Genomic DNA, 23839 nt, shown 5'->3' with positions numbered 1-23839 from the left:
TCGAACATAGCGTTCATTTTTATCAATATTTCACTCTTCACACATTAAAATATAGATAAAGACGCTACTGTCCTTACTATATTTATATCACAAAATTTCACGTTTTCAAGAATCAATAAATTGATTTTTAAATTTTGAAATTGCTGATAACATTCAATTAATGTTAAATATAGATAAGATGAAGAAAAAAATTCTAAGTTTTTGGGAGATCTGGAACATGAGTTTCGGGTTTTTAGGAATCCAATTCGGATTTGCATTGCAAGGAGGTTTTATGTCAAGAATTTTTCAGACGTTAGGTGCTGATGAACATGATATACCTTTATTGTGGATTGCTGCCCCATTGACGGGTTTGTTGGTACAACCGATTATTGGATATTTAAGTGATAGAACATGGCACCCTCGTTTAGGGCGTCGTCGCCCGTATTTTTTAATAGGTGCGGTATTAAGTTCTATAGCTTTATTTTTAGTCCCTCATTCTCCTACTTTATGGATTGCAGCAGGTTTTCTTTGGATCTTAGATGCCTCTATTAATATTAGCATGGAGCCTTTTAGGGCTTTGGTTGCTGATAAATTAGATGACTCTCAACGATCTTATGGTTTTGTTGTTCAGACTCTTATTATTGGTATTGGAACATGGGTTGCAAGTAATTTGCCTTGGTTTATCACTTATTTAGGAGTGAGTAATGAGGCGGCACCTGGAATGTTGCCAATGTCTGTGAAAATAGCCTTCGGTATTGGAGCGTTTGTTTTTATGACCAGTATTTTATTTACCATTTTTACTACTTCAGAGTATCCGCCAGAAGACATGGAGGCTTTTGAAGAAGAGAAAAAGAAGAAAGGAACATTTATATCTGATATCAAAGAAAATATTGGAAGTATGCCTTCTACGATGCGAAAGTTAGGACTGGTGCAATTTTTTAGTTGGTTTGCGTTTTTCACGATGTGGAGTTTAGCAACACCTGCTTTGACAGAATTTGTATTTGATGCCCCAGCTCCGGTTGAAGCCATGTACAATATGGAAATTGAATCTGAAGCGGCTGCTTATTTAAAAGCAAGTGGAAGTTACCAGAGTGCAGCTGATTTGGTCGGTTCGTATATGGGAGTCTATGGGTTATCCTCTATGGGTTTTGCTTTGCTGATGGTATTGTATACTGCCAAAAAACGTATCAATAGAAAGATAGTTCACATGTCATCTTTGATTTTAGGAGGTGTTGGATTTTTATCCATGTATTTTATTCCTTCTCCATCGTGGTTGATTTTATCTTTTTCATTAATTGGAATTGCTTGGGGTAGTATTTTATCTATGCCTTATGCGATGTTATCTAGCTCTGTAGACCCAAAGAAAATGGGGGTGATTATGGGAATTTTCAATATGTTTATTGTTTTGCCTCAGATTACTGCTGCCTTGGGGGGTGTAAATTTTGCATATAAATTAATAGGAGATGAGTCTATTTACGCAATGGTTGTTGCGGGTATTAGTCTTATTGTAGCTGGTCTTTGTAATTTACTAATTACTGATAAGAATGCAATTTCTTATCAATTACCAGAATAATTATGGAAGGAAAAGGATTTATTTTCGATTTGGATGGCGTTATTGTAGATACTGCAAAATACCATTATTTGGCTTGGAAGGAGCTGGCAAATCAGTTAGGAATTAATTTTACAGAAGAGCACAATGAATTGTTGAAAGGAGTAAGTAGGGTGAAATCCTTAGAAATACTTCTTGGAGTGGGTGATGTGACTCTATCTGATACTGAAAAAGTTAGATACATGGAGGAAAAGAATACTCGTTATCTAGAGTATGTTGCTAAAATGGATGAAAGCGAAATATTACCTGGTATCAAAGAATTACTGGCATTCTTGAAAGAAAACAAAATCCCATTTTCATTGGGGTCTGCAAGTAAAAATGCTAGAGTTATCTTAGAAGGTGTGAATTTGTTGGATGCCTTTACCGCTATCGTTGATGGTAACGATGTTTCCAAAGCAAAACCAGACCCAGAGGTGTTTTTAATAGCTGCCGAGAAATTGAAGCTAGAACCAAAAAATTGTATTGTAATTGAAGATGCAGCTGCTGGAATTGAAGCGGCAAAAAGAGCTAACATGAAAAGTGTTGGGATCGGGGAAGAAGAAATGTTAGGTGCAGCAGATGTTTTGTTAGATAGTACGGCAAAACTGACAGTTGCTTTAGCAAAAGAATTATTGAATTAATCATATAAGTTTTATAAACTAAGATTTCAGGTCTAAGAAATTGTGAAATCTTAATAAGGTTGGATGTGCAAAAACGCATTCTGAGGTTAAACTTTGCCTTTATCTAACTATACAGGCAGTAAAAAATCTAGAAATGAATCAAAATTATATCATAGAAAACGAATGGTCAATCTTAGAAGAAGGTTTTGACCCTAAGAATGTTACTGCTTCAGAGAGTATCTTTAGTATAGGAAATGGAGTGATGGGACAGAGAGCAAATTTCGAAGAAAAGTATTCTGGTGAAACTTTTCAAGGAAGTTATATCGGTGGAGTTTATTACCCGGATAAAACAAGAGTTGGATGGTGGAAAAATGGATATCCTGAATATTTTGCAAAAGTATTGAATGCTCCCAACTGGATAGGAATCCATGTTTTAATTAATGGGGTAGAATTGGATTTGAATACTGCGAACGTTTCTGACTTTAAACGCGAACTGAACATGAAAGAAGGTTGGTTGCAACGTTCTTTTCAAGCAGAATTGTCAAATGGAAATATTGTTAAAGTAAACGCTTTGCGATTTTTAAGTATGACAAGTTCAGAAATTGGAGCAATTCGTTACAGTGTTACACCTTTGAATTTTTCAGGGGAGATTTCTTATACGCCTTATTTAGATGGTGGAATCAGTAATGAAGATACAAACTATGATGAATTATTTTGGGAGGTTTTAGATATTCAACAGGATGGGAACTATGCCTCTGTTTTGTCAAAAACTTTAAAAACAGAATATCACGTAAGTACAGGTATGCAGATTGAATTGAATCTGGGAGGTAAGCAAATAGTATTGGAACCTTCAGTGTCAAAGCAAGAAAAAAGTATTGCTCTTACTTACACAAGTAGTGTTTCTGAAAACGAAACATTTACTATCTATAAATATGGTGGCTATGTTCATTCTATGAATTATTCTATAGACGAACTAAACACCAAATCAAAACAAGGAATACATAAGGCTACCGCTAAAGGATTTGAAACTCTTTTGGAAGAGCAAATAGTATACTGGGCAAAGGCTTGGGAGACTGCTGATATTGTTATTGAGGGAGATGTAAAAGCGCAGCAAGCGATTCGTTTCAATATATTTCAATTGAGTCAAACTTATACAGGTGAAGATTCTCGTTTGAATATTGGTCCAAAAGGATTTACAGGTGAGAAATATGGAGGAAGTACTTATTGGGACACAGAAGCTTATTGTATTCCGTTTTACATGAGAACTAAGGATCCGGTTGTAGCTCGTAATTTATTAGTATACCGACACAATCAGTTAGGAAAAGCTATTGAGAATGCAGAGAAATTAGGGTTTACCAATGGAGCAGCTTTGTATCCAATGGTAACTATGAATGGGGAAGAATGTCATAATGAATGGGAAATTACTTTTGAAGAGATTCATAGAAATGGTGCCATGATTTATGCGATTAATAACTATGTTAATTACACGGGAGATTATAGCTATATTCCGGAGTTAGGAATGGAAGTAATGATTGGTGTTGCACGTTTTTGGCATCAAAGAGCTACTTTTTCTGAAGACAAAGATCAGTTTGTGATTTTAGGAGTTACAGGTCCAAATGAGTATGAAAATAACATCAATAATAATTTTTATACTAATTATTTGGCAAAATGGTGTATTGAATATGCTGTAGAGAATTTAAAGAAAATTGAAAAGGAATACACTAGCGATTATTCAAGAATCATTGCGTTGACTAATTTAACTGTTGAAGAAATAGAAGCTTGGTTAAAGGTGTCAAGCAATATGTATTTCCCTTATAGCGAAAAGCATGAAGTATTTTTACAACAAGATGGATTCCTTGATAAAGAATTGATTCCTGTTTCAGATTTATCTAAGGAGAATAGACCGATCAATCAAAAATGGTCATGGGACAGGATTTTAAGATCTTGTTATATCAAACAGGCCGATGTTTTGCAAGGGTTTTATATGTTCGAAAATCAATTCAATAAAGAAGAAATTGAGAAGCATTTTGATTTTTATGAGCCTATAACCGTTCATGAATCTTCTTTGTCTCCTTGTATTCATTCAATTTTGGCTGCATCAATTGATAGAATGCCAAAAGCATATGAGCAATATTTGAGGACTTCTCGTTTGGATTTAGATGATTACAATCATGAAGTTCATGAAGGTTTGCATATTACCTCTATGGCAGGAACTTGGATGTCTATTGTAGAAGGATTTGGAGGAATGCGTGTATGGGATGATGCTAGATTGACGTTCAATCCACAAATTCCACAGGAATGGAAATCTTATTCATTCAAAATCAATTTTAGAGGGTCTACTTTAATGGTAGAGAAGACTCAAAACGATTGTAAATTCACAAATGAATCTGATAAAGATGTCACCGTTTATATGGATGACAAAGAATTTATGGTTCCTGCTAAGGAAAATGTAATAGTTGTGGGAGAAATAGTTTCATAATAAAAAAATAATAATGAGAAAACCATTCACTGTATTCGTATTGCTAATTTCGATTGTTATGCAATCACAAATTATAAAAAAAGTTGAACCTGCCTTTTGGTGGGCAGATATGAAATACAATCAGGTTCAAGTAATGGTTTACGGAACCGGGATATCAAATTATACCCCGGTTGTGAAAGATAAGTTAGTTAGATTGGTAAGCGTGGATAAGTCTGAAAATAAAAACTATTTGTTTTTAAATTTGGACTTTTCACAATCTACTGCCATGAATTTTGAAATAAAATTCAAAAAGAAAGGTGTGTTGAATGACGTTACCATCAACTACGAACTAAAAAGTAGAAAGAAAAACTCTGCATTAAGGGAGGGCTTTGATAGTTCCGATGCCTTGTATTTAATCACTCCGGATAGATTTGCTAACGGAAATGTATCGAATGATATAGTAGCAGGGTTAAAAGAAGAAAAAATTGATAGAAAAGATAACTATGCTCGCCATGGAGGTGATATCTTGGGGATTATAGAACATTTAGATTATATTGAAAATATGGGATTTACGGCAGTATGGCCAAGTCCTTTACTAACGAATAACATGCATAAGCAATCTTACCACGGCTATGCAATGACAGATTTTTACGAAGTCGATCCTAGATTTGGTGATATGGAATCCTATAGATTGCTTTCAGAAAAAATGGAAGATAAAGGATTGAAATTAATCATGGATCAAGTATTAAATCATTGTGGTTTGGAACACTGGTGGATGAAGGATTTGCCTTTTAAAGATTGGGTAAATTACCAAGAGTATTTTGAAGAAGGAAAAGAATTGCCTTATTCAAATCATAAACGAACCACCAATCAAGATATATATGCTTCTGAAAAAGATGCAGAATTGATGACAGATGGTTGGTTTACACAGGAGATGCCAGACTTAAATCAAAAAAATCCTTTTTTAGCAAAATATCTAATCCAAAACAGTATTTGGTGGATTGAAACTATGAATTTAGCAGGAATTCGTCAAGATACCTATCCCTATCCAGATAAGAATTTTATGTCTGATTGGGCAGGAGCAATCATGGAAGAATATCCTAATTTTAGTATTGTAGGAGAGGAGTGGAGTTACAATCCGCTGTTAGTTGGTTATTGGCAAACAGGAGCGAATAACAAAGACGGTTATGAATCAAATCTGACCTCTACGATGGATTTTCCAATGCAAAGGAAAATTATTCAGGGGTTTAATGAAGAGGAAACATGGGAAACAGGTTTGGTAAAAATCTACGAAGGCCTGGCAAATGATTTTCATTATGCGACACCAAAAGATATTATGATTTTTGCTGATAATCATGATATGAGTCGTGTTTTTACTCAATTGAATGGAAATGTGAAACATACCAAAATGGCATTGGGATATATCTTATGTATGCCTCGAATTCCTCAAATATATTATGGGACTGAAATTTTAATGAATGATTTTGACAAACCGGGAGATCACGGTTTGGTAAGAACGGATTTTCCTGGAGGTTGGAGTGGTGATGAAAAAAACGCTTTTACTGGAGAAGGTTTAAACTCCCAAGAAAAAGAGATGCAATCCTTCCTAAAAACGCTATTGAATTATAGAAAGGATAGTCAAGCACTCCATCATGGGAAAACAATACATTTTGCACCTGAAGACGGGGTTTATGTTTTGTTTAGAAAATCTGAAGATGAAATATTGGCAATTATTTTGAATAAAAATAAGGAAAGTATAACACTTGATTTGAATCGATTTTCTGAAATTGGATTGAATGGAGAATCTGTGAAAAATATCCATTCCAAAGAAGAGTTTATTTGGGATAAAGAATTAAATTTAAGTTCAGAAGGAGTTTATATTATAACCACTAAATTATAATTTTTGAGAAAATTACTTGTTTTTTGCGTTGTGAGTGTCTTGTTTTTTTCTTGTAAGGAGAAACCTAAGAAAGCGTCCGAAAAAAATATTTCGATCGAATTTTCAAAGTATTCGCGACAACTTTCTAATGGACAAATAAAACGCATCGATAGTTTTCCTTCAAAATTTGTAAGACCTAGAAATGTGGATGTTTGGTTGCCTGATTCGTATAATTCAGAGAATAGATATGCGGTTTTGTACATGCATGATGGACAGATGTTGTTTGATAGTACACAAACTTGGAACAAACAAGAATGGAAGGTGGATGAGACCGTAGCTTCTTTAATGGCTCAAAATAAAATAAAAAACACCATTGTTGTTGCGATATGGAATCATGCAGATATTAGACATTCAGATTATTTTCCCAATAAACCGTTTGAATCGTTGGGAGAAAAGTTTAAAGATTCCATTATAAACAATGTAAAAAGAGGTTCTGAACCTATTTTTACGGAAGAAATCAATTCAGATAATTATTTGAAATTTATAGTAGATGAATTAAAACCTGTAATAGATGCTAATTTCTCAACATTAAAAGGGCCGGATAATACAGTTGTTTTGGGATCTAGTATGGGAGGTTTGATTTCTATGTATGCGATCAGTGAATACCCTCAAGTTTTTGGGGCAGCTGGATGTTTATCTACGCACTGGATTGGTATTTGGACTTCAGAAAACAATCCTATCCCAGAAGCTTTTTTTTCTTACATGTCGCAAAATCTACCTGATCCTGAGATTCATAAGTTGTATTTTGATTATGGAACAGAAACACTTGATGCATCTTATATTCCTTATCAATATAGAGTGGATGAGGTTTTAAAAGCGAAAGGTTATGCAGAATTGAATTATAGAAATTTAAAATTTGAAGGAGCCAGTCATTCCGAGAATTCATGGAATAAGCGATTGGCAGTCCCTTTAGAGTTTTTACTTAAAAAATAGAGATATATGAGATACTTTTTCTTGTCATGTTTGTTGTCTGTAACCTTGATGATTCAAGGGCAAAATTCGGATAGAGTGTACGAAAAATTTACGGAGGAAAATTCTGAGGTAAAAATTTACACCAATGATGGGGTGTATATTCTAAAGACTCTTTCAGAAGAAATTATTGAAACATCTTTTATTCCAGAGAAGGAATCTGAAATAAAAGAATCTCACGCTGTTGTACTGGAGCCAAAAAAGGTATCCCATAAAGTAAAAGATTCTGAAAATGTATTGGAATTATCTACAAAAGGTATCTCCATGAAACTGACAAAGTCCCCCTTTCAAATAAATTATTTTTATAAAGATCAAAAAATAATTTCTGAAGGAAAAGGTTATATAAATAAAGATTCCTTAGAGGTTTTGAATTTTAAACTAGACCCATCTGAAGCTCTTTATGGGGGAGGTGCAAGAGCTTTAGGGATGAATAGAAGAGGGCATCGATTGGAGTTATATAACAGAGCAGATTATGGTTATGAAACGCATTCTAAATTGATGAATTTCACGATGCCAATTGTTTTATCATCAAATAAATATTTGCTTCATTTTGACAATCCTCAAATTGGGTTTTTGGATCTGGATAGTGCTCAGGATAATACATTGAACTATGAAACCATTGGAGGGAAAAAAACGTATCAAATTGTCGTTGGAGATTCTTGGGAACAGATTTTAAATTCTTACACAAGTTTAACAGGGAAACAACCCTTACCACCAAGATGGGCTTTGGGAAATTTTGCTAGTAGATTTGGGTATCATTCAGAGCAAGAGGCTAGAGAAGTAGTGGCAAAATTTAAGGAAGATGAGATTCCTTTGGATGCTATTATTTTAGACTTGTATTGGTTTGGGAAAGATATCCAAGGGACTATGGGGAATTTTGAGTTTTTAAAAGATTCTTTTCCAACGCCTAAAAAAATGATTGCAGATTTTAAAGAGGAAGGTGTAAAAACGGTATTGATTACGGAGCCTTTTGTGCTGAATACCTCCAAAAAATGGGAGGAGGCCGTAGCAAAAGAAATTCTTGCAAAAAATAATAAAGGAGCACCTTATGTCTATGATTTTTATTTTGGAACCACTGGGCTTATTGATATTTTTAAGGAAGAAGGTAAAAGTTGGTTTTGGGAGATTTATAAGGAATTCACAAGCTGGGGAGTTGCTGGTTGGTGGGGTGATTTAGGAGAACCTGAAGTGCATCCTTCAGATTTGATGCATTCCACAGGTACTGCTGATGAGGTTCATAATGTATATGGTCATTATTGGGCAAGTTTGGTTGCTGAGGGCTATCAAAAGGATTTTCCTGAAAAACGCCCTTTTATTTTAATGAGAGCAGGCTATTCGGGGTCTCAAAGATTTGGAATGATTCCATGGTCGGGTGATGTGAACAGAACCTGGGGTGGATTGCAATCTCAAATGGAAATAGCTTTGCAAATGGGGATGCAGGGAATGGCATATATGCATTCTGACTTGGGTGGTTTTGCCGGTAATTATGAAGATGATGAGCTGTATACACGTTGGTTGCAATATGGAGTTTTTCAACCTGTGTTTCGACCTCATGCACAGGAAGAATTGGCTTCGGAACCTATTTTTAAAAAGGAAGAAACAAAATTATTAGCTAAAAGCGCTATAGAATTACGCTATCAATTGTTGCCCTATAATTATACTATTGCCTTTGAAAACAACCAGAATGGAACACCTTTGATGCGTCCGTTATTGTTTGAAGAGCCTGACAATACATCTATGTTTTCAGTTTCAAATACATATTTATGGGGGAAAGATATTTTAGTACATCCTATTGTCAAAAAAGGGCAGAAAAGCGATACTATATATTTCCCAAAAACAAATAATTGGTTTGATTTTTACTCGGATAAAAAATTCATCGCAGGTAATACGCATGAGGTAGTTTTAGTAAAGGAGCATATTCCTGTTTTTATCAGAGGAGGTGCTTTTATACCAATGATCAAAACGATTCAAACAACAGAGGACTATTCTTTAGAGCGATTTGATTTGCATTTTTATTATGATCAGGTTGTCAAAGAAAGTAATGGGGAATTATATCAGGATAATGGAAAGACTCCAAAAGCTTTTGAAAATGGGGTATATGAAATTATTAGATTTACAAGTGAGCTAAAGTCAAATGAAATTAATATTTCTGTGAAATCAGAAATAGGTAGTTTGAATAACAGAATTCCAAAAGAGATGACCTTGATCATTCATGCTCTAGAAAACTCTCCTAAAAAGGTTTTAGTAAATGGGAAAAAAGTAGCGTTTACTTACGTAGATAATAAATTGAGTGTAGTATCAAAAATTGAGAAAAAAGATAAAATTAAGATATGCTTGTAAAATATAAGAACATAAACTTTCTGACTTTATTACTGCTGAGTTTATTGATGACTTCTTGTGGTAATGAAAAAACGGATAAAGCTGAAGCTCCATTTGTTTGGGAAGCTGCAAATGTGTATTTCATGCTAACGGATCGTTTTCATAATGGAGATACATCCAATGATACTCATTTTGGAAGAGATTCAGAAACGGGTGTTTTAAGAGGTTTTGAAGGGGGAGATTTGAAAGGAATTACCAAGAAAATTGAAGAGGGCTATTTTGATAGGTTGGGAGTAAATGCTATTTGGATGACACCTTTAATGGAACAGGTACATGGTTTTGTGGATGAAGGGACAGGTAATACCTATGGTTATCACGGTTATTGGATGAAGGATTGGACTGTATTGGACCCCAATTTTGGAACCAAAGAAGATTTAAAGCAAATGATTGAAACGGCACATGCACATGGAATTCGTGTGTTGCTAGATGCTGTTATTAATCATACCGGGCCTAGTACGGAATTAGATCCTGCATGGGAAAGTGAATGGGTTAGAACAAGTCCAGCATGTACCTATAAAAATTATGAAACAACAGTGTCTTGCACTTTGGTAGAAAACCTTCCGGATATCAAAACAGAATCGGATCAAGCTGTTGCATTGCCTAAAGAATTAGTAGCCAAATGGAAGTCAGAAGGCAGGTATGAAACGGAAATGGCCGAATTAAAAGTCTTTTTTGATAGGACAGGTTTGCCAAAAGCGCCTAGGTTTTACATCATGAAATGGCTTACGGATTACATAGAAGAATTTGGGATAGATGGATATCGTGTAGATACGGTAAAACACACGGAAGAGTCTATTTGGAAAGAGTTTAAGGAATTATGTAATTATTCATTCGATGTTTGGAAAAAAAACAATCCAGAGAAAGTTTTAGACGATAATGACTTTTTTACGGTTGCTGAAGTTTATAATTTTAATATTAGCACTGCCACAGCTTTTGATTTTGGTGATAAAAAGGTGAATTATTATGATAATGGATTTAATAGTGTCATAAACTTTGAGTTTAAGTACAATGCTGAAAGTAGTTATGAAGAATTATTTTCAAGGTATAGTGCTATCTTGAATGGTGAGCTCAAAGGGAAATCAGTGATGAATTATTTTACATCTCACGATGATGGACAGCCTTTTGATGCGAAAAGGGAAAAAAATTATGAATCAGCGATAAAATTATTGTTGACCCCTGGGATTTCGCAAATTTATTATGGAGATGAGTCGGATAGACCACTGATTATTGAAAATACAAATGGGGATGCAACCTTGCGATCTCTTATGAATTGGGATGCCATTGAGAATGCTAAAGAAACCCAACAAAAAATAACTCATTGGGGGAAGTTAGGGAACTTTAGAACTCAGCACCCGAGTGTTGGTGCTGGTGTTCATACGATGATCACAGAAAAGCCATATAGTTTTTCTCGGATTTATAAGAAAGGTACCTATGAAGATAAAGTTGTAGTTGGTTTGGACCAACCTAAGGGAGTAAAAAAATTGAGTGTTGGATCTGTTTATGAAGATGGAGCTGTTTTGTTTGATGAATACTCTAATAGTGAGGTGACTGTGAGAAATGGGAGCGTTGAGATAGATTCTCCTTTTGATATTGTTTTATTAGCATTGAAAAATTAAATTATGAAAAAAGTAAGTAGCTGTTTATTGGTGTTATTGATATTTTGTGCGTGTACTATGGAAAGGTCTAAAAAAGAATTGTCTTCTGAAAAAGAGGAAAAAAAAGTAGTGTATCAAGTTTTTACACGGTTATTTGGGAATACAAATTCTACAAATAAGCCCTGGGGTACTCTGGAAGAAAACGGTGTAGGGAAGTTTGAAGATTTTACAGACAAAGCTTTAAAGGAAATCAAAGAATTAGGAGTCACACATATTTGGTATACTGGAGTATTACATCATGCGATGGTTACAGATTATACCGAGTTTGGTATTTCTAATGATGATCCAGATGTGGTAAAGGGTAGAGCCGGTTCTCCTTATGCCGTTAAAGATTATTATAACGTAGATCCTGATTTAGCTGTGAATCCTGAAAATAGAATGCAGGAGTTTGAGGATTTAACTGCAAGAACACATAAAGCGGGAATGAAGGTGATTATTGATATCGTACCAAATCACATTGCTAGAAAATATGAGGGTAAATCGAATCCAGAAGGAGTTGTTGATTTTGGAGCGAACGATGATACGAGTGTAGTGTATGCAAAAAACAACAACTTTTATTACGTAAAAGGAGAAGATTTTAAGGTGCCCACACCGTTAAATGATTACAAACCTTTAGGAGGAGAATTAAATAAAGATATTGATGGAGCGTTTTTTGAAAGACCTGCGAAATGGACAGGTAATGGTTCTAGACTGGCTCAGCCACATTTTTATGATTGGTATGAGACCGTGAAAATTAATTATGGAATAAAACCTGATGGGACGAAGGATTTTAAGTCCTTACCAGAAGGATATGATAAAGAATCTTACCAAAAGCACTATGCGTTTTGGAAGGAACAAGACATACCTGATTCTTGGGATAAATACAAGGATATCGCCCTTTTCTGGTTAGAAAAGGGAGTAGATGGTTTTAGATATGATATGGCAGAAATGGTACCCGTTGAGTTTTGGAGTTATATGAATTCATCCATAAAAATGAAAAACCCGAATGCATTTCTTTTAGCTGAGGTTTATAACCCGGCGTTGTATAGAGATTATATTCATAAAGGAAAGATGGATTATTTGTACGATAAAGTAGCTCTTTATGACACAATCAAAGGAATTGTTAGGGGTCATGGAAGTACAGATGCTATTCCGGAGATTCTTCATAGTTTAGATGATATTGAACATCATATGCTGCATTTTTTAGAGAATCATGATGAGCAACGTTTTGCGAGCCCGGATTTTGGAGGAGATTCTAAAAAAGTAAACCCAGCAATGGTTGTTTCGGCAACCTTGACAACATCACCTACAATGATTTATTTTGGTCAGGAAGTAGGTGAAAAAGCAGAAGAAAATGCTGGGTTTGGAACTCCAACGAGAACTTCTATTTTTGATTATATTGGTGTTCCTGCACATCAGCGTTGGATGAATGAAGGAGCATTTGATGGAGGTCAACTATCTGAAGAGGAAAAAAGTTTGCGAGAATTTTACAAAACGTTAATGAATTTTACATTGTCAAGTTCCGCCTTGATGGGATCGTATTATGATCTTCATACTTACAATAGAAAATTAAAATCGTACGATTCTAATAAAGTATTCTCATTTGCGCGTTGGTCAGAATTAGAACGTCTTTTTATTATCTCTAATTTTGAAAATTCGTCTAAAGAATTCAAAATGCTACTTCCAAAAGAGTTGATCGCTGAATTGAAATTGACGAAAAACTCTTATGAGTTGATAGATCAACTTTACGGAAACAAAACAGTATTAAAAATAGAAAATGGAGTAGGTATTATTCCCGTAAAATTAGATCCGTTAGGTTCCTTAATTTTTAAGATTAAATAAAGGTGTTTTAAACGTATTAAATACATGTATTGCATGTGTTTAAAGGCTTTTTATGTCGTTCGTAGTTTCGAAATCGATATAGTATCGATAGTTGTTGTCAGTTCAAATATGATATAATATATTTGATGAAAATTAAACGAAAACTTATGATTTTAATAGCAGACGGAGGTTCAACTAAGGTAGATTGGATTGCTTTAGATGAAAATAAAAATCAATTGTTTAAGGTAAGAACCCCTGGTTTGAACCCTGCAGTTGTTGAAGAAAAAGTTTTGAAAGAAAGAGTACTTTCGGCAAAAGAATTTTCTGAAAATTTAGATAAAGTAACGCAAATTTTCTTTTACGGAGCCGGATGTGGAACTGTTGTCGCAACAAAAATTTTGAAAGATCTTTTCGAAGATCTTTTTCCAAACGCTGAGGTTGTTGTTGAAGAGGATATGTTGGCTGCAGTTTATGCTGCTACAGGTAGTGATCCTGCAATTGTATGTATCTTAGGAACAGGCTCTAATAGCTGTTATTATGATGGTGAGAAGACACATATGAACACTGTTTCATTGGGTTATATGTTGATGGATGAGGCTAGTGGGAATTATTTTGGTAAAAGATTGATTCGCAATTATTATTATAAAACAATGCCGGATCATATTGCTAAAAAGTTTGAAGAATCTTATGATTTGTCACCAGATACGATCAAACATCATTTATACAAAGAACCAAACCCGAATACGTATTTAGCAGATTTTGCGAGCTTTATGTTTCAGTTTAAAGAAGAGCAATATGTAAAAGATTTAATGGAGTCCGGATTCGATGAATTCTTTATTTCAAGAGTGTTGCCATTTAAAAAGGATAAGTCAACTCCAATATATTTCATAGGTTCTATTGCACACTACTTTTATGATATTTTGGAAAAAGTAGCGGGCAAATATGAATTAAATTTAGCAGGTGCTATTCAGCGTCCGATAGATAATTTGATAAAATACCACAAAGAGTTTTTAATCAAATAACTCTAATGTTCTTTCTAAGGCCATACCTCTAGATCCTTTGATTAAATAGGTAGCTTTTTGAGGAATGAAAGAATTTTTGAAAGCTTCAAAGGTTGAATGTAAATTCGCTTTTGAGGCTTTTGTTTTATCAAAATATTGCCCAATTAAATGTATCTCACCAAAGTCTAGTGATTCAACTTTGTTAACAATTTCTTGGTGTTCAAAATCACTGGCATCTCCCAATTCAAACATGTCTCCCAGGATAATTACTTTGTTTTTAGCCACAGTTTTTTCAAAATTGTTCAAGGCAGCATCCATACTGGTAGGATTCGCATTGTAGGCATCCAATATTATTTGAGCAGATTTTTTTGAAATAATTTGTGATCTGTTGTTCGTTGGAACATACGCTTCAATTGCTTCTTTGATTTTTGAAGCTTCAATATTAAAGTATTCTCCGATAGCAATAGCTGCACTAATATTGGAGAAGTTATATTCTCCAATTAGATTCGTTTTTATTTCTAAGTCTTTATAGGAAATTTTTAAAAAAGGCGCGTTTTGGATTAGTCCCGTCGAACTTCCAAATGGAATGGTATTCATCCCTTGGGTAAGCTCTTTTTGAATTGTGTCATTTGTATTGACAAAAACCTTTTGATTGTTTTCTTTTATAAAAGTATATAGTTCTGATTTTCCTTTGATAACTCCTTCAATTCCGCCAAAGCCTTCTAAATGCGCTTTTCCGAAATTTGTGATATAACCAAAGTTAGGCTCTGTAATGTTTGATAAAAAGGCTATTTCTTTCTGATGATTGGCACCCATTTCAATAATACCAAATTCAGTTTGTTCCTTTAAAGATAAAAGGGTCAAAGGAACCCCAATATGATTGTTCAAATTACCAATCGTTGCTGTTGTTTTATGTTTTTGGGAGAGTACCGCATTAATCAATTCCTTAGTAGTTGTTTTTCCGTTACTACCGGTTAATGATAAAATAGGTATGTTTAGTTGTTTTCTATGGAAGTTAGCTAGTTTTTGAAGCGCTTCAAGAACATCAGCTACCAATATAGTTTTCTCAGAAGTCTTAAACTCTTCTTCGTCGATAATGGCGAAAGCGGCACCTTTTTCCAAAGCATTTTGAGCAAAAGCATTTCCATTGAAATTGTCACCTTTAAGAGCAAAAAATATGCTGTCTTTTTCTATGGTTCTCGTATCCGTTGTTATTCCGTGACTTGATCTGAAAAGCTCGTATAGTTTTGCCGTTTGCATATGTAGATGTATTTACCAAAAAAACCTTACTAATTTTAGTAAGGTCTTTTCTGTTGAATTATTGTAGTTGTTATTTGTTGAATTGTGTTTTTCTAGATTGAGTCATATTACCAACCTTATCTAATGCACAACGGAAGCCGATAAACTCTGTTGCCATGTATTGAGGCAAGTATCTTCTTTGTGCAGGGTCTAACCAAAATTCTCGATCTCTCCAAGAGCCTCCTTTGTAGACTCTTGTACGGTCTCCAATCAATGTAGATCGCTTTTTGTCATCATATTTAGTTTCAAATTCACCTGTTTCATAGTCAAATGTAGTAACAGGATCTAAAGGTGAATTGTACATTCTCGGAACGTTGTCTGTTTCTGTCAAATCAATACTATAATGTCTCGAATTCGAAAGGTCTCCATCTCCTAAACTAGAATTGTCCGATTGTGTGTAGTTTGATCTAAGTTGAGCATCCTCTTTTGTGATGGGCTCATAGATAACTTTTCCAGGGACGTTTTTCGAAATAATTCTACCGTTAGGAAGTGTATCATATATAACATCCTCATAATCTGCAATAATTACATTTCCATCTGCGTCAATTGATTTTTTCATGAAAAGATTTCCCCTAACATAATTAAAATCGTTCATTTCAGTATCAATATGGGGTCTGTAAACATCATACACCCATTCGGCAACATTCCCGGCCATGTCATATAAACCAAAAGCATTCGGAGGATACGATTTTATTCTGTTGGTGATGTCCGCACCATCATTACTCCATCCGGCTAATCCACTATAATCACCTCTTCCTTGTTTGAAATTAGCTAATTGATCTCCTCTGTTTTTAGTTGAATTATTACGTGTATATCTTCCTTTCCAAGGATATTTTTTTCTTCCTCTTAAATTGTTGCGGTCTCTGTTCTCAATTTGAGCTTTTGCAGCGTATTCCCATTCCGCTTCCGTTGGAAGTCTAAAATCAGGATATAAAATTCCGTCACTTGGTTTTACGTGACGCCCTGTCATTCCTTTTCTACCAGTAATTGTATCCTTCTTTATATCGGATCTTCTAATACTTTTAAGACCTTTGTCATAAATTGTTGGATCTCCGTCAAATAATAAATTTGGATTTGAGTAATACGCTTCTGTATTGAAATGATTTTTACCTTCTACAACAATGGAATCCTCGTTAAATAAATTTTTAATCAATCCAAGATCCATTAATATTTTTTCGTTTACACGATCCGTTCTCCATTCGCAAAAATCATTTGCTTGTGACCAACTTACACCAACTACTGGGTAATTTGCATAAGCAGGATGTCTCAAATATGTTTCACTCAAAGATTCATTACTTCCCATTGCATTTCTCCAAACCAATGAATCTGGAAGGGCAGCTTCATAAATATGGCTGTAGTCATCTACCCTAGGAGGAAATACTCTTTCTAACCATTTAAGGTATAGCAAATACTCAGAGTTTGTAACTTCCGCTTCGTCCATATAAAAGGAACGAACTTGCATTCTTCTAGGAGTCGTATTCCAGTCAGACATAATATCATCTTGAACACTACCCATGGTGAAGGTACCTCCTTCAACCAATACCATTCCTAATGGTGTTTTTTGCTCTTTGTATTTGTTGTTAATCGCAAATCCCCCATAATCAGGATCGTTAAATTTCCAACCCGTTAATGTAGAGGTAGTTGAATTTGTGTTTGATGTAGAACTTTCGCTACAACTCACCATGCTTATTGATAATAGGGCAATGGCTAAATATTTTATCTTAAACAAATTTTGCATATTTGATATTATATTACGGGGTATTCTAATCTTGTCGCAATTTACACTAATTATGGTTTTTTGCAATAAATAGATGTTAAAAATCCTATTGTTTTAATTAGAATAATTGGTTTTAATGTCTTTTAATAACGATTCGTTTATTTCTTTATTATGTCATATCTTGCAGACCTGAACAAATTTGACTATTTTAATATAATATGGCGGGAAAAATCATCAAAATTTTATACATATTTCTATTGTTCTTCTCTTTGAAAAGTTTTTCTCAGAAAACGATAAGAAAGTCCATTTCATTGGATTGGGAAATGAGCAAAGAATTGGAAGTGTCAAATGGTATAAAATTGACATACCCACTTGTGAAAGGTAATTTTCTGGATGCTTCTGGAATTCCTTCTTTTTACGAAAATTGGTTAGTTCCTGCAAATGTTTCAGGGGTAAATCATTCCTTAGAAAATGTAGTATATGAGACGGTTGATTCTCGGTTTCTTCAACAGATAAGTATAGAAGCTATACCATTTTCTTTAAAAAGTAGTTTGAATATATCGTATGCGAATGAGATGCGCTCAGCTTCCTTTTCAATAACACCAATGATAAGAGAAGGGGATATTGTGAGAAAAATTGTGTCTTTTGATTTGTTGTATACATTAAACACTCAAGCAAAAAAAACAGAAGCTTTATCAGATTTTTCTGATTCTGTTTTGACATCTGGAACATGGTTTAAATTTTCGATAGACAAAACAGGTGTTTTTAAAATGGATAAGACTTTTTTAAACAGTTTGGGAGTTTCAACGGATGGATTAGATCCTAGAAATATAAGGATTTATGGGAATGGAGGTGAAATGTTGCCAAATTTAAATTCTGATTTCAGGCATGATGATATTCAAGAAAATGCAATTTTTGTAAATGGGGAAGCTGATGGTGTTTTTAACGATTCGGATTATGTTCTTTTTTATGGACAAGGAGCTCACGATTGGATAAAAGAAAATGAGAATACAATTTCTCATAGAAAAAATATTTATTCCGAAAAGGCCTTTTATTTTTTAAATGTTGATTTAGGACCAGGAAAAAGGGTTGCAGATGCCCCAGAAGTAACAGAGACCACCACAGATATAGTTTCAACATTTAAAGACCATTTGTTTAACGAGGTTGATAGAGTGAATTTAATTGGAGCAGGACAACAATGGTTTGGAGATTCTTTTTTAGTTCAGAATACTAGAAATTATTCTTTTTCCTTAAATAATATTGACACCGCAAAAGATGTATATTTTAAAGTGAGAGCTGCATCAACCGCAACAACCGCAACTAGCTTAAATGTGTCGGTAAACAGCACTGCTTTATTTAATTTGAGTTTTTCTGCAATATCGGGAATTACCAAAGCTAGAGCTTCGGTTAATAGTGGGGAATTGGATATAGATGACGCTTCATTGAATATTCAGTTGGCGTATAATAATAACGGAAATCCAGGTGCTGAGGCATTTTTGGATTATATTGAAGTTATAGGGGATAGATTTTTAATTGCTGATGGAAATCAATTTGGATTTAGAAATTTTATATCTCAAGAGCCGTCGAAGGTTTTAGAGTATGTGGTTCAGAACAAAAATCAAGTCAATATGATCTGGGATGTTTCAAACCCTTTAGAACCTCAGAACTTAATAAATCAAACTGGCGGAGATGATTTTCGTTTTAAAAAGAATTCAGGGAGCTTGGGAGAGTATCATATAGTTAGTAATTCTAATTTTTATTTGCCTGAAGTAGTTCAGCAAGGTGCAATTTCCAATCAAAATTTACATGGCTTAAGAGATATTCAATATCTACTCATAACAAAAGAAAACTTTGTGAGTCATGCACAACGATTGGCAAACTATCATTCTTCAAATTCTAATTTAAGTACTAGAGTAGTTTCGTTAAATCAGATATATAATGAATTTGGATCTGGGAGTCCTGATGTAACTGCAATTAGGGATTTTGTCAAATATTTATACGATAATGCCACTAGTGATGATAATAGAATAAAGTATCTATGTACGTTTGGAGATTCTTCTTATGACTATAAAGATCGTATTTCGGGCAATAATAATATAGTTCCTGTGTATTTGGCTTATGAGAGTTTTGATCTTGTGAATTCTTATGTGACGGATGACTATTATGGTATGATGGATAGTAATGAGGGGAATATGACATCTACCGATAAGCAAGATGTTGCTACCGGAAGAATTTTGGTTTCTGATGATGCTCAAGCAACGATAGTTGTTGATAAAATCTTGGCTTATTATAATAATAGTTCATTCGAGAATTGGCATAACCAAATAACTTTGGCAACGGATGATTTAGATAATGCTAGTGAATTTGTGTTTCAAACGGATATGGATGAAATAGCAGAATCTATAGTTTTAAATAAACCACAATATAATATTAAGAAAATTTATTCTGATGCATATGTGAAGCAACAAACTACGGGAGGAACCAGATATCCTGATGTAAATGCTGCCATAACGAATTCATTAGAAAAAGGAACGTTGCTTTTTAATTATTTTGGGCACGGTGGAGAACAAGGATTTGCATCTGAAAGAATTTTTACGATTCCTGATATCAAGTCGCTTGTTAACTTTGAAAAATCTCCTTTGTTTATTACAATCACTTGTGATTTTACCAGATTTGACAACCCGGCGAGATTTACTGCTGGAGAAGAAATGATTACCAGTAGGATTGGTGGAACTGGTAATATGATATCCACAACAAGGGAAGTGTATATTTTTTATGGAAGGAATTTTAATAAAATTCTGATGCCAAAAATCTTAGGTTACGATGGTAATGATAATACCATTGCTGAAAACTTGATGGATTCCAAAAACGAGGTAAGCCCAAGTTTAAGTCAAAGGTTTTTTATTTTTTACTTAGGAGATCCGGCAATGAAATTAGCCAGACCTGGACCAAGTGTTGCGATCACTCATATAAATGGTGTGGATATAAGTCAACCACGTGATACTTTAAAGGCCTTATCAAAAATTAATATTGCTGGTGAAGTTAGAGATTCAGAGGGTAATATTTTGACAGGATATAACGGAAACTTATCTACAACTATTTTCGACAAACCTACAAATAGAGAAACGTTAAACAATAAAGGATTTACAGATAATAGTGGAACTCCATTGATTATGGAGTTTGAAACACAAGAAAATGCCGTTTTTAAAGGGAAGTCTGAAATTAAGAATGGAGTCTTTAATTTCGATTTCATTGTTCCAAAAGATATCAAAATTTCGTATGGTGCAGGGAAAATTAGTTTGTATGCATTCGATGACGAAGCAGGAAAGGGAGGCTATGACTTGGCAACTGTTGTAGGTGGAGTAAATGATGATGCAGAGGAGGATCTAGTTGGTCCGAGCATTGAATTGTTTTTGAATGACGATTCATTTCAAGATGGTGGAAATACAAGTGCGATACCGAAACTGATAGCTAAATTATCTGATGATAGTGGGATAAATACATCTTCTGGTGCTATTGGACATGCTATTACGGCTGTTATAGATGGAGATGAAGGAAATCCAATTCAGTTAAATGAGTTTTATGAAGCTGAAACTGGAGATTTTACAAAAGGAAATGTAAATTATACATTGAGAAAATTGGAGCCTGGAGAACATTCTCTGAAATTAAAAGTTTGGGATACATACAATAATGCATCTGATAAAACGTTAACATTTACAGTTACAAGTAGTGATGAGTTTGTACTGGAGAATGTATTGAATTATCCAAACCCTTTTGTAAATTATACGGAATTTTGGTTTACTCATAATCAACCGAATGAATTATTAAATGTGAAAATATATGTGTACACAGTTTCAGGTAAATTAATTAAATCAATATCTGAAGTTGTGCAAACAACAGGGAGTTTGTCTAGAACTATTTCTTGGGACGGGAAAGATGATTTCGGAGATAAAGTTGGTAAAGGAGTTTACGTATATAAAATAGAAGTTACAAATGTTATTAGTGGCGTTAAGGCCGAGAAATTTGAAAAATTAGTATTGCTTCAATAAACATAAATTAAATAAATGATATGAAAAGAAAAATAGGGGTATTTTTGATTCTTTTGGGAGTTGTTTTAAACGTTAAAGCACAGGCTCCTGAGCCAAATCCAATCCAAACTGGAGTTCCATTACTATTGATATTATCTGATGCAAGAGCTGCGGGCCAAGGAGACGTTGGGGTGGCAACTACATCAGATGCCAATTCAATTTACCATAATTCTGCCAAAATGGCTTTTAATACCTCTGAGTATTCGGTGGGGGTGAACTATACTCCATGGCTACAAAGTTTAGTGGATGGTTTATTTGTTGGAGGAGGATCTATTATTAATAGAATTGATGAAAGAAGTGCCTGGGGTGCTGATATTAGATATTTTTCTTTAGGGGATATTGATTTATACGATGATGGAGGAAATAGTACGGGAAGTGCAAATCCATACGAGTTTTCTGCATCTGGATCTTATGCTTTAAAATTGAGTGATTATTTTTCAATGGGAGTAGCGTTGCGTTATATGCGTTCTGATTTTAAAATTACCGGAACAGATCAAAACTTGAATACAGTCAATGGGTTTGGGGTAGATGTATCTGGTTTTTATCAGTCAGCGGAACGAAACTATGGAAGCTTTAATGGTAGAATTCGTGCAGGTTTTAATATTTCAAATATGGGGCCAAAAGTATCTTATACAGCAGGAAGAGAAGATTTTATTCCTACTCAATTACGTTTAGGAGGTGGATTTGATTTTATCATAGATAACTATAATACACTGGCATTGACATTACAGTTGTCTAAATTGTTAGTGCCAACACCACCAATTAGAGATGAAAGTGGAAATGTTATCAAAGGAAAAGAAGACAACGTAGGTTGGGTAGAAGGAATGTTTCAGTCCTTTGGAGATGCACCTTATGGATTTGGAGAGGAAATGCAAGAAGTCAATATTGGTTTTGGTGCAGAATATGTTTACAATGATTCATTTGCTTTACGTGGTGGATATTATCATGAGAGTGAAATGAAAGGGAATAGGCAATATTTTACTATGGGTGGTGGCTTAAAAGCGAAGGCCTTTAATATAGATTTATCATATTTGGTAAATGCTGCCTCGGCATATAACCCATTAGAAAGTACGTTACGTTTTTCTTTGTCATTTGATTTAGGAGATATTTACGATAACTTCTAAGTAAAATTGGTTCAAAAATATTGAAATATCTTAAATCATTCGGGTTTCCTGTTTGGTTTAAGATATTTTTTTTTGATGAAATGTTGGTGGCTTTGCTTATGTGCGTATTTTAGCGTTTCTAATTTCAATTTTGTTGATTAAATAAGATTATATGGCAATTTATTCTGTAATTACTGGGACTGGAAGTTCTATACCTTCAAAAATTAAAAAGAATAGTGATTTTATGAATAGTACTTTTCTTAATGAAGACGGTACTCCCTTTAAGAATGATAATTCAGTTATTATTGATAAATTCAAACAGATTACCGGGATAGCGGAAAGGCGCTATGCAGTAGATTCTCAAAATGCTTCTGATTTAGCTTCTATAGCAGCTGAGAAGGCAATTGAAAATGCTGGAATCAACAAAAATGACATCGATCAAATAATAGTTGCTCATAATTTTGGAGACGTAAAAAAAGGGAGTGTTCAAGGGGATACATTGCCAAGTTTAGCATCCAAGGTTAAAAATAAATTAGGAATTTTAAATACAAATTGTGTTGCTTATGATTTGTTATTTGGATGTCCTGGTTGGGTGCAAGGTATTATACATGCAGAAGCTTTTATCAAGTCGGGTATGGCAAAGAACATACTTGTAATCGGAACAGAAACTTTATCAAGGGTGGTTGATGATTATGATAGAGATTCTATGATTTATGCAGATGGTGCTGGTGCTGTTATAATTCAAGCTACTGAAAGTTCTGATAAAAAAGGAATTATTAGTTACGGTGCAAAAACCTTTACTGAGGAGGAAACGAATTATTTGTTTTTTGGAGAATCCTACAAAACGGATGTAAAAGCCAACACGTCATATATTAAAATGCATGGGAGAAAAATCTATGAATTCGCTTTAAATAATGTGCCCAATGCAATGAAAGAGATTTTAGATGCAAGTGGGTATAAGATATCAGATGTAAAAAAAATATTGATACACCAAGCGAATGAAAAGATGGATGAGGCAATTATCAAGCGCTTTTATCGATTGTATAAATCTCAAGCTCCGGAAGGAATTATGCCTATGAGTATTCATGAATTGGGAAATAGTTCTGTTGCAACGGTGCCTACTTTATTGGATTTTATCTTAAGTAATAAAATGGAAGGCCATAAAATTGAGCAAGGAGATGTAGTCATTTTTGCTTCTGTAGGAGCAGGGATGAATATAAATGCAGTGGTGTATAAATTTTAAT

General features: G+C 34.2%; 14 protein-coding genes. 12 read left to right on the top strand and 2 right to left on the bottom strand.

What is annotated here, in order from left to right:
- Positions 1-178: 178 nt before the first annotated feature.
- The 9 genes from P8H68_RS05670 to P8H68_RS05630 all read left to right on the top strand — a co-directional run bounded on the left by P8H68_RS05670 (position 179) and on the right by P8H68_RS05630 (position 14409).
- Positions 179-1552: an MFS transporter gene (locus P8H68_RS05670; protein ID WP_300322411.1), complete on the top strand. Its 1374-nt coding sequence runs from the start codon at positions 179-181 to the stop codon at positions 1550-1552.
- Positions 1553-1554: 2 nt separating this feature from the next.
- A complete protein-coding gene (gene pgmB, locus P8H68_RS05665; protein WP_300322410.1) occupies positions 1555-2208 on the top strand; it encodes a beta-phosphoglucomutase in 654 nt (217 codons plus the stop codon).
- Positions 2209-2341: 133 nt separating this feature from the next.
- A complete protein-coding gene (locus tag P8H68_RS05660; RefSeq protein ID WP_300322409.1) occupies positions 2342-4666 on the top strand; it encodes a glycoside hydrolase family 65 protein in 2325 nt (774 codons plus the stop codon).
- Between the two features lie 58 nt (positions 4667-4724).
- Positions 4725-6545 carry a glycoside hydrolase family 13 protein gene (locus P8H68_RS05655; RefSeq protein WP_300322408.1) on the top strand — a complete coding sequence of 607 codons (1821 nt, stop codon included), beginning with the start codon at positions 4725-4727 and terminating at the stop codon, positions 6543-6545.
- Between the two features lie 3 nt (positions 6546-6548).
- Positions 6549-7517: an alpha/beta hydrolase-fold protein gene (locus P8H68_RS05650; protein ID WP_300322407.1), complete on the top strand. Its 969-nt coding sequence runs from the start codon at positions 6549-6551 to the stop codon at positions 7515-7517.
- A gap of 6 nt (positions 7518-7523) precedes the next feature.
- Entirely contained in the window at positions 7524-9893 is a 2370-nt protein-coding gene (locus P8H68_RS05645) for a TIM-barrel domain-containing protein (RefSeq protein WP_300322406.1), read from the top strand.
- Complete coding sequence (locus P8H68_RS05640; RefSeq protein ID WP_300322405.1) at positions 9884-11548, top strand: alpha-amylase family glycosyl hydrolase; 1665 nt, start codon at positions 9884-9886, stop codon at positions 11546-11548. The genes P8H68_RS05645 and P8H68_RS05640 overlap by 10 nt, the downstream gene beginning before the upstream one ends.
- A 3-nt stretch (positions 11549-11551) precedes the next feature.
- Positions 11552-13408 (top strand): alpha-amylase family glycosyl hydrolase, encoded by a 1857-nt coding sequence (locus P8H68_RS05635; protein ID WP_300322404.1) that lies wholly within the window; start codon positions 11552-11554, stop codon positions 13406-13408.
- A gap of 146 nt (positions 13409-13554) precedes the next feature.
- Entirely contained in the window at positions 13555-14409 is an 855-nt protein-coding gene (locus tag P8H68_RS05630; protein WP_300322403.1) for a BadF/BadG/BcrA/BcrD ATPase family protein, read from the top strand.
- Here the strand turns inward: P8H68_RS05630 and murF are convergent.
- Both murF and gldJ read right to left on the bottom strand, forming a co-directional pair.
- Positions 14398-15648 carry a UDP-N-acetylmuramoyl-tripeptide--D-alanyl-D-alanine ligase gene (gene murF / locus P8H68_RS05625; protein ID WP_300322402.1) on the bottom strand — a complete coding sequence of 417 codons (1251 nt, stop codon included), beginning with the start codon at positions 15646-15648 and terminating at the stop codon, positions 14398-14400. The genes P8H68_RS05630 and murF overlap by 12 nt on opposite strands.
- A gap of 70 nt (positions 15649-15718) precedes the next feature.
- Entirely contained in the window at positions 15719-17425 is a 1707-nt protein-coding gene (gldJ, locus tag P8H68_RS05620) for a gliding motility lipoprotein GldJ (RefSeq protein ID WP_300322401.1), read from the bottom strand.
- Positions 17426-17622: 197 nt separating this feature from the next.
- Here gldJ and porU point away from each other — a divergent pair, with 197 nt between their 5' ends.
- The 3 genes from porU to P8H68_RS05605 all read left to right on the top strand — a co-directional run bounded on the left by porU (position 17623) and on the right by P8H68_RS05605 (position 23838).
- Positions 17623-21453: a type IX secretion system sortase PorU gene (gene porU, locus P8H68_RS05615; RefSeq protein ID WP_300322400.1), complete on the top strand. Its 3831-nt coding sequence runs from the start codon at positions 17623-17625 to the stop codon at positions 21451-21453.
- A 20-nt stretch (positions 21454-21473) separates the two neighbouring features.
- A complete protein-coding gene (gene porV, locus P8H68_RS05610; RefSeq protein WP_300322399.1) occupies positions 21474-22616 on the top strand; it encodes a type IX secretion system outer membrane channel protein PorV in 1143 nt (380 codons plus the stop codon).
- Between the two features lie 157 nt (positions 22617-22773).
- Complete coding sequence (locus P8H68_RS05605; RefSeq protein WP_300322412.1) at positions 22774-23838, top strand: 3-oxoacyl-ACP synthase III family protein; 1065 nt, start codon at positions 22774-22776, stop codon at positions 23836-23838.
- Position 23839: the final 1 nt, after the last annotated feature.

It is taken from the genome of Flavicella sp. (assembly GCF_029238425.1).
In the GTDB taxonomy this organism is placed as follows: Bacteria; Bacteroidota; Bacteroidia; order Flavobacteriales; family Flavobacteriaceae; genus Flavicella.
This window is presented reverse-complemented; position numbering and strand designations above follow the sequence as displayed.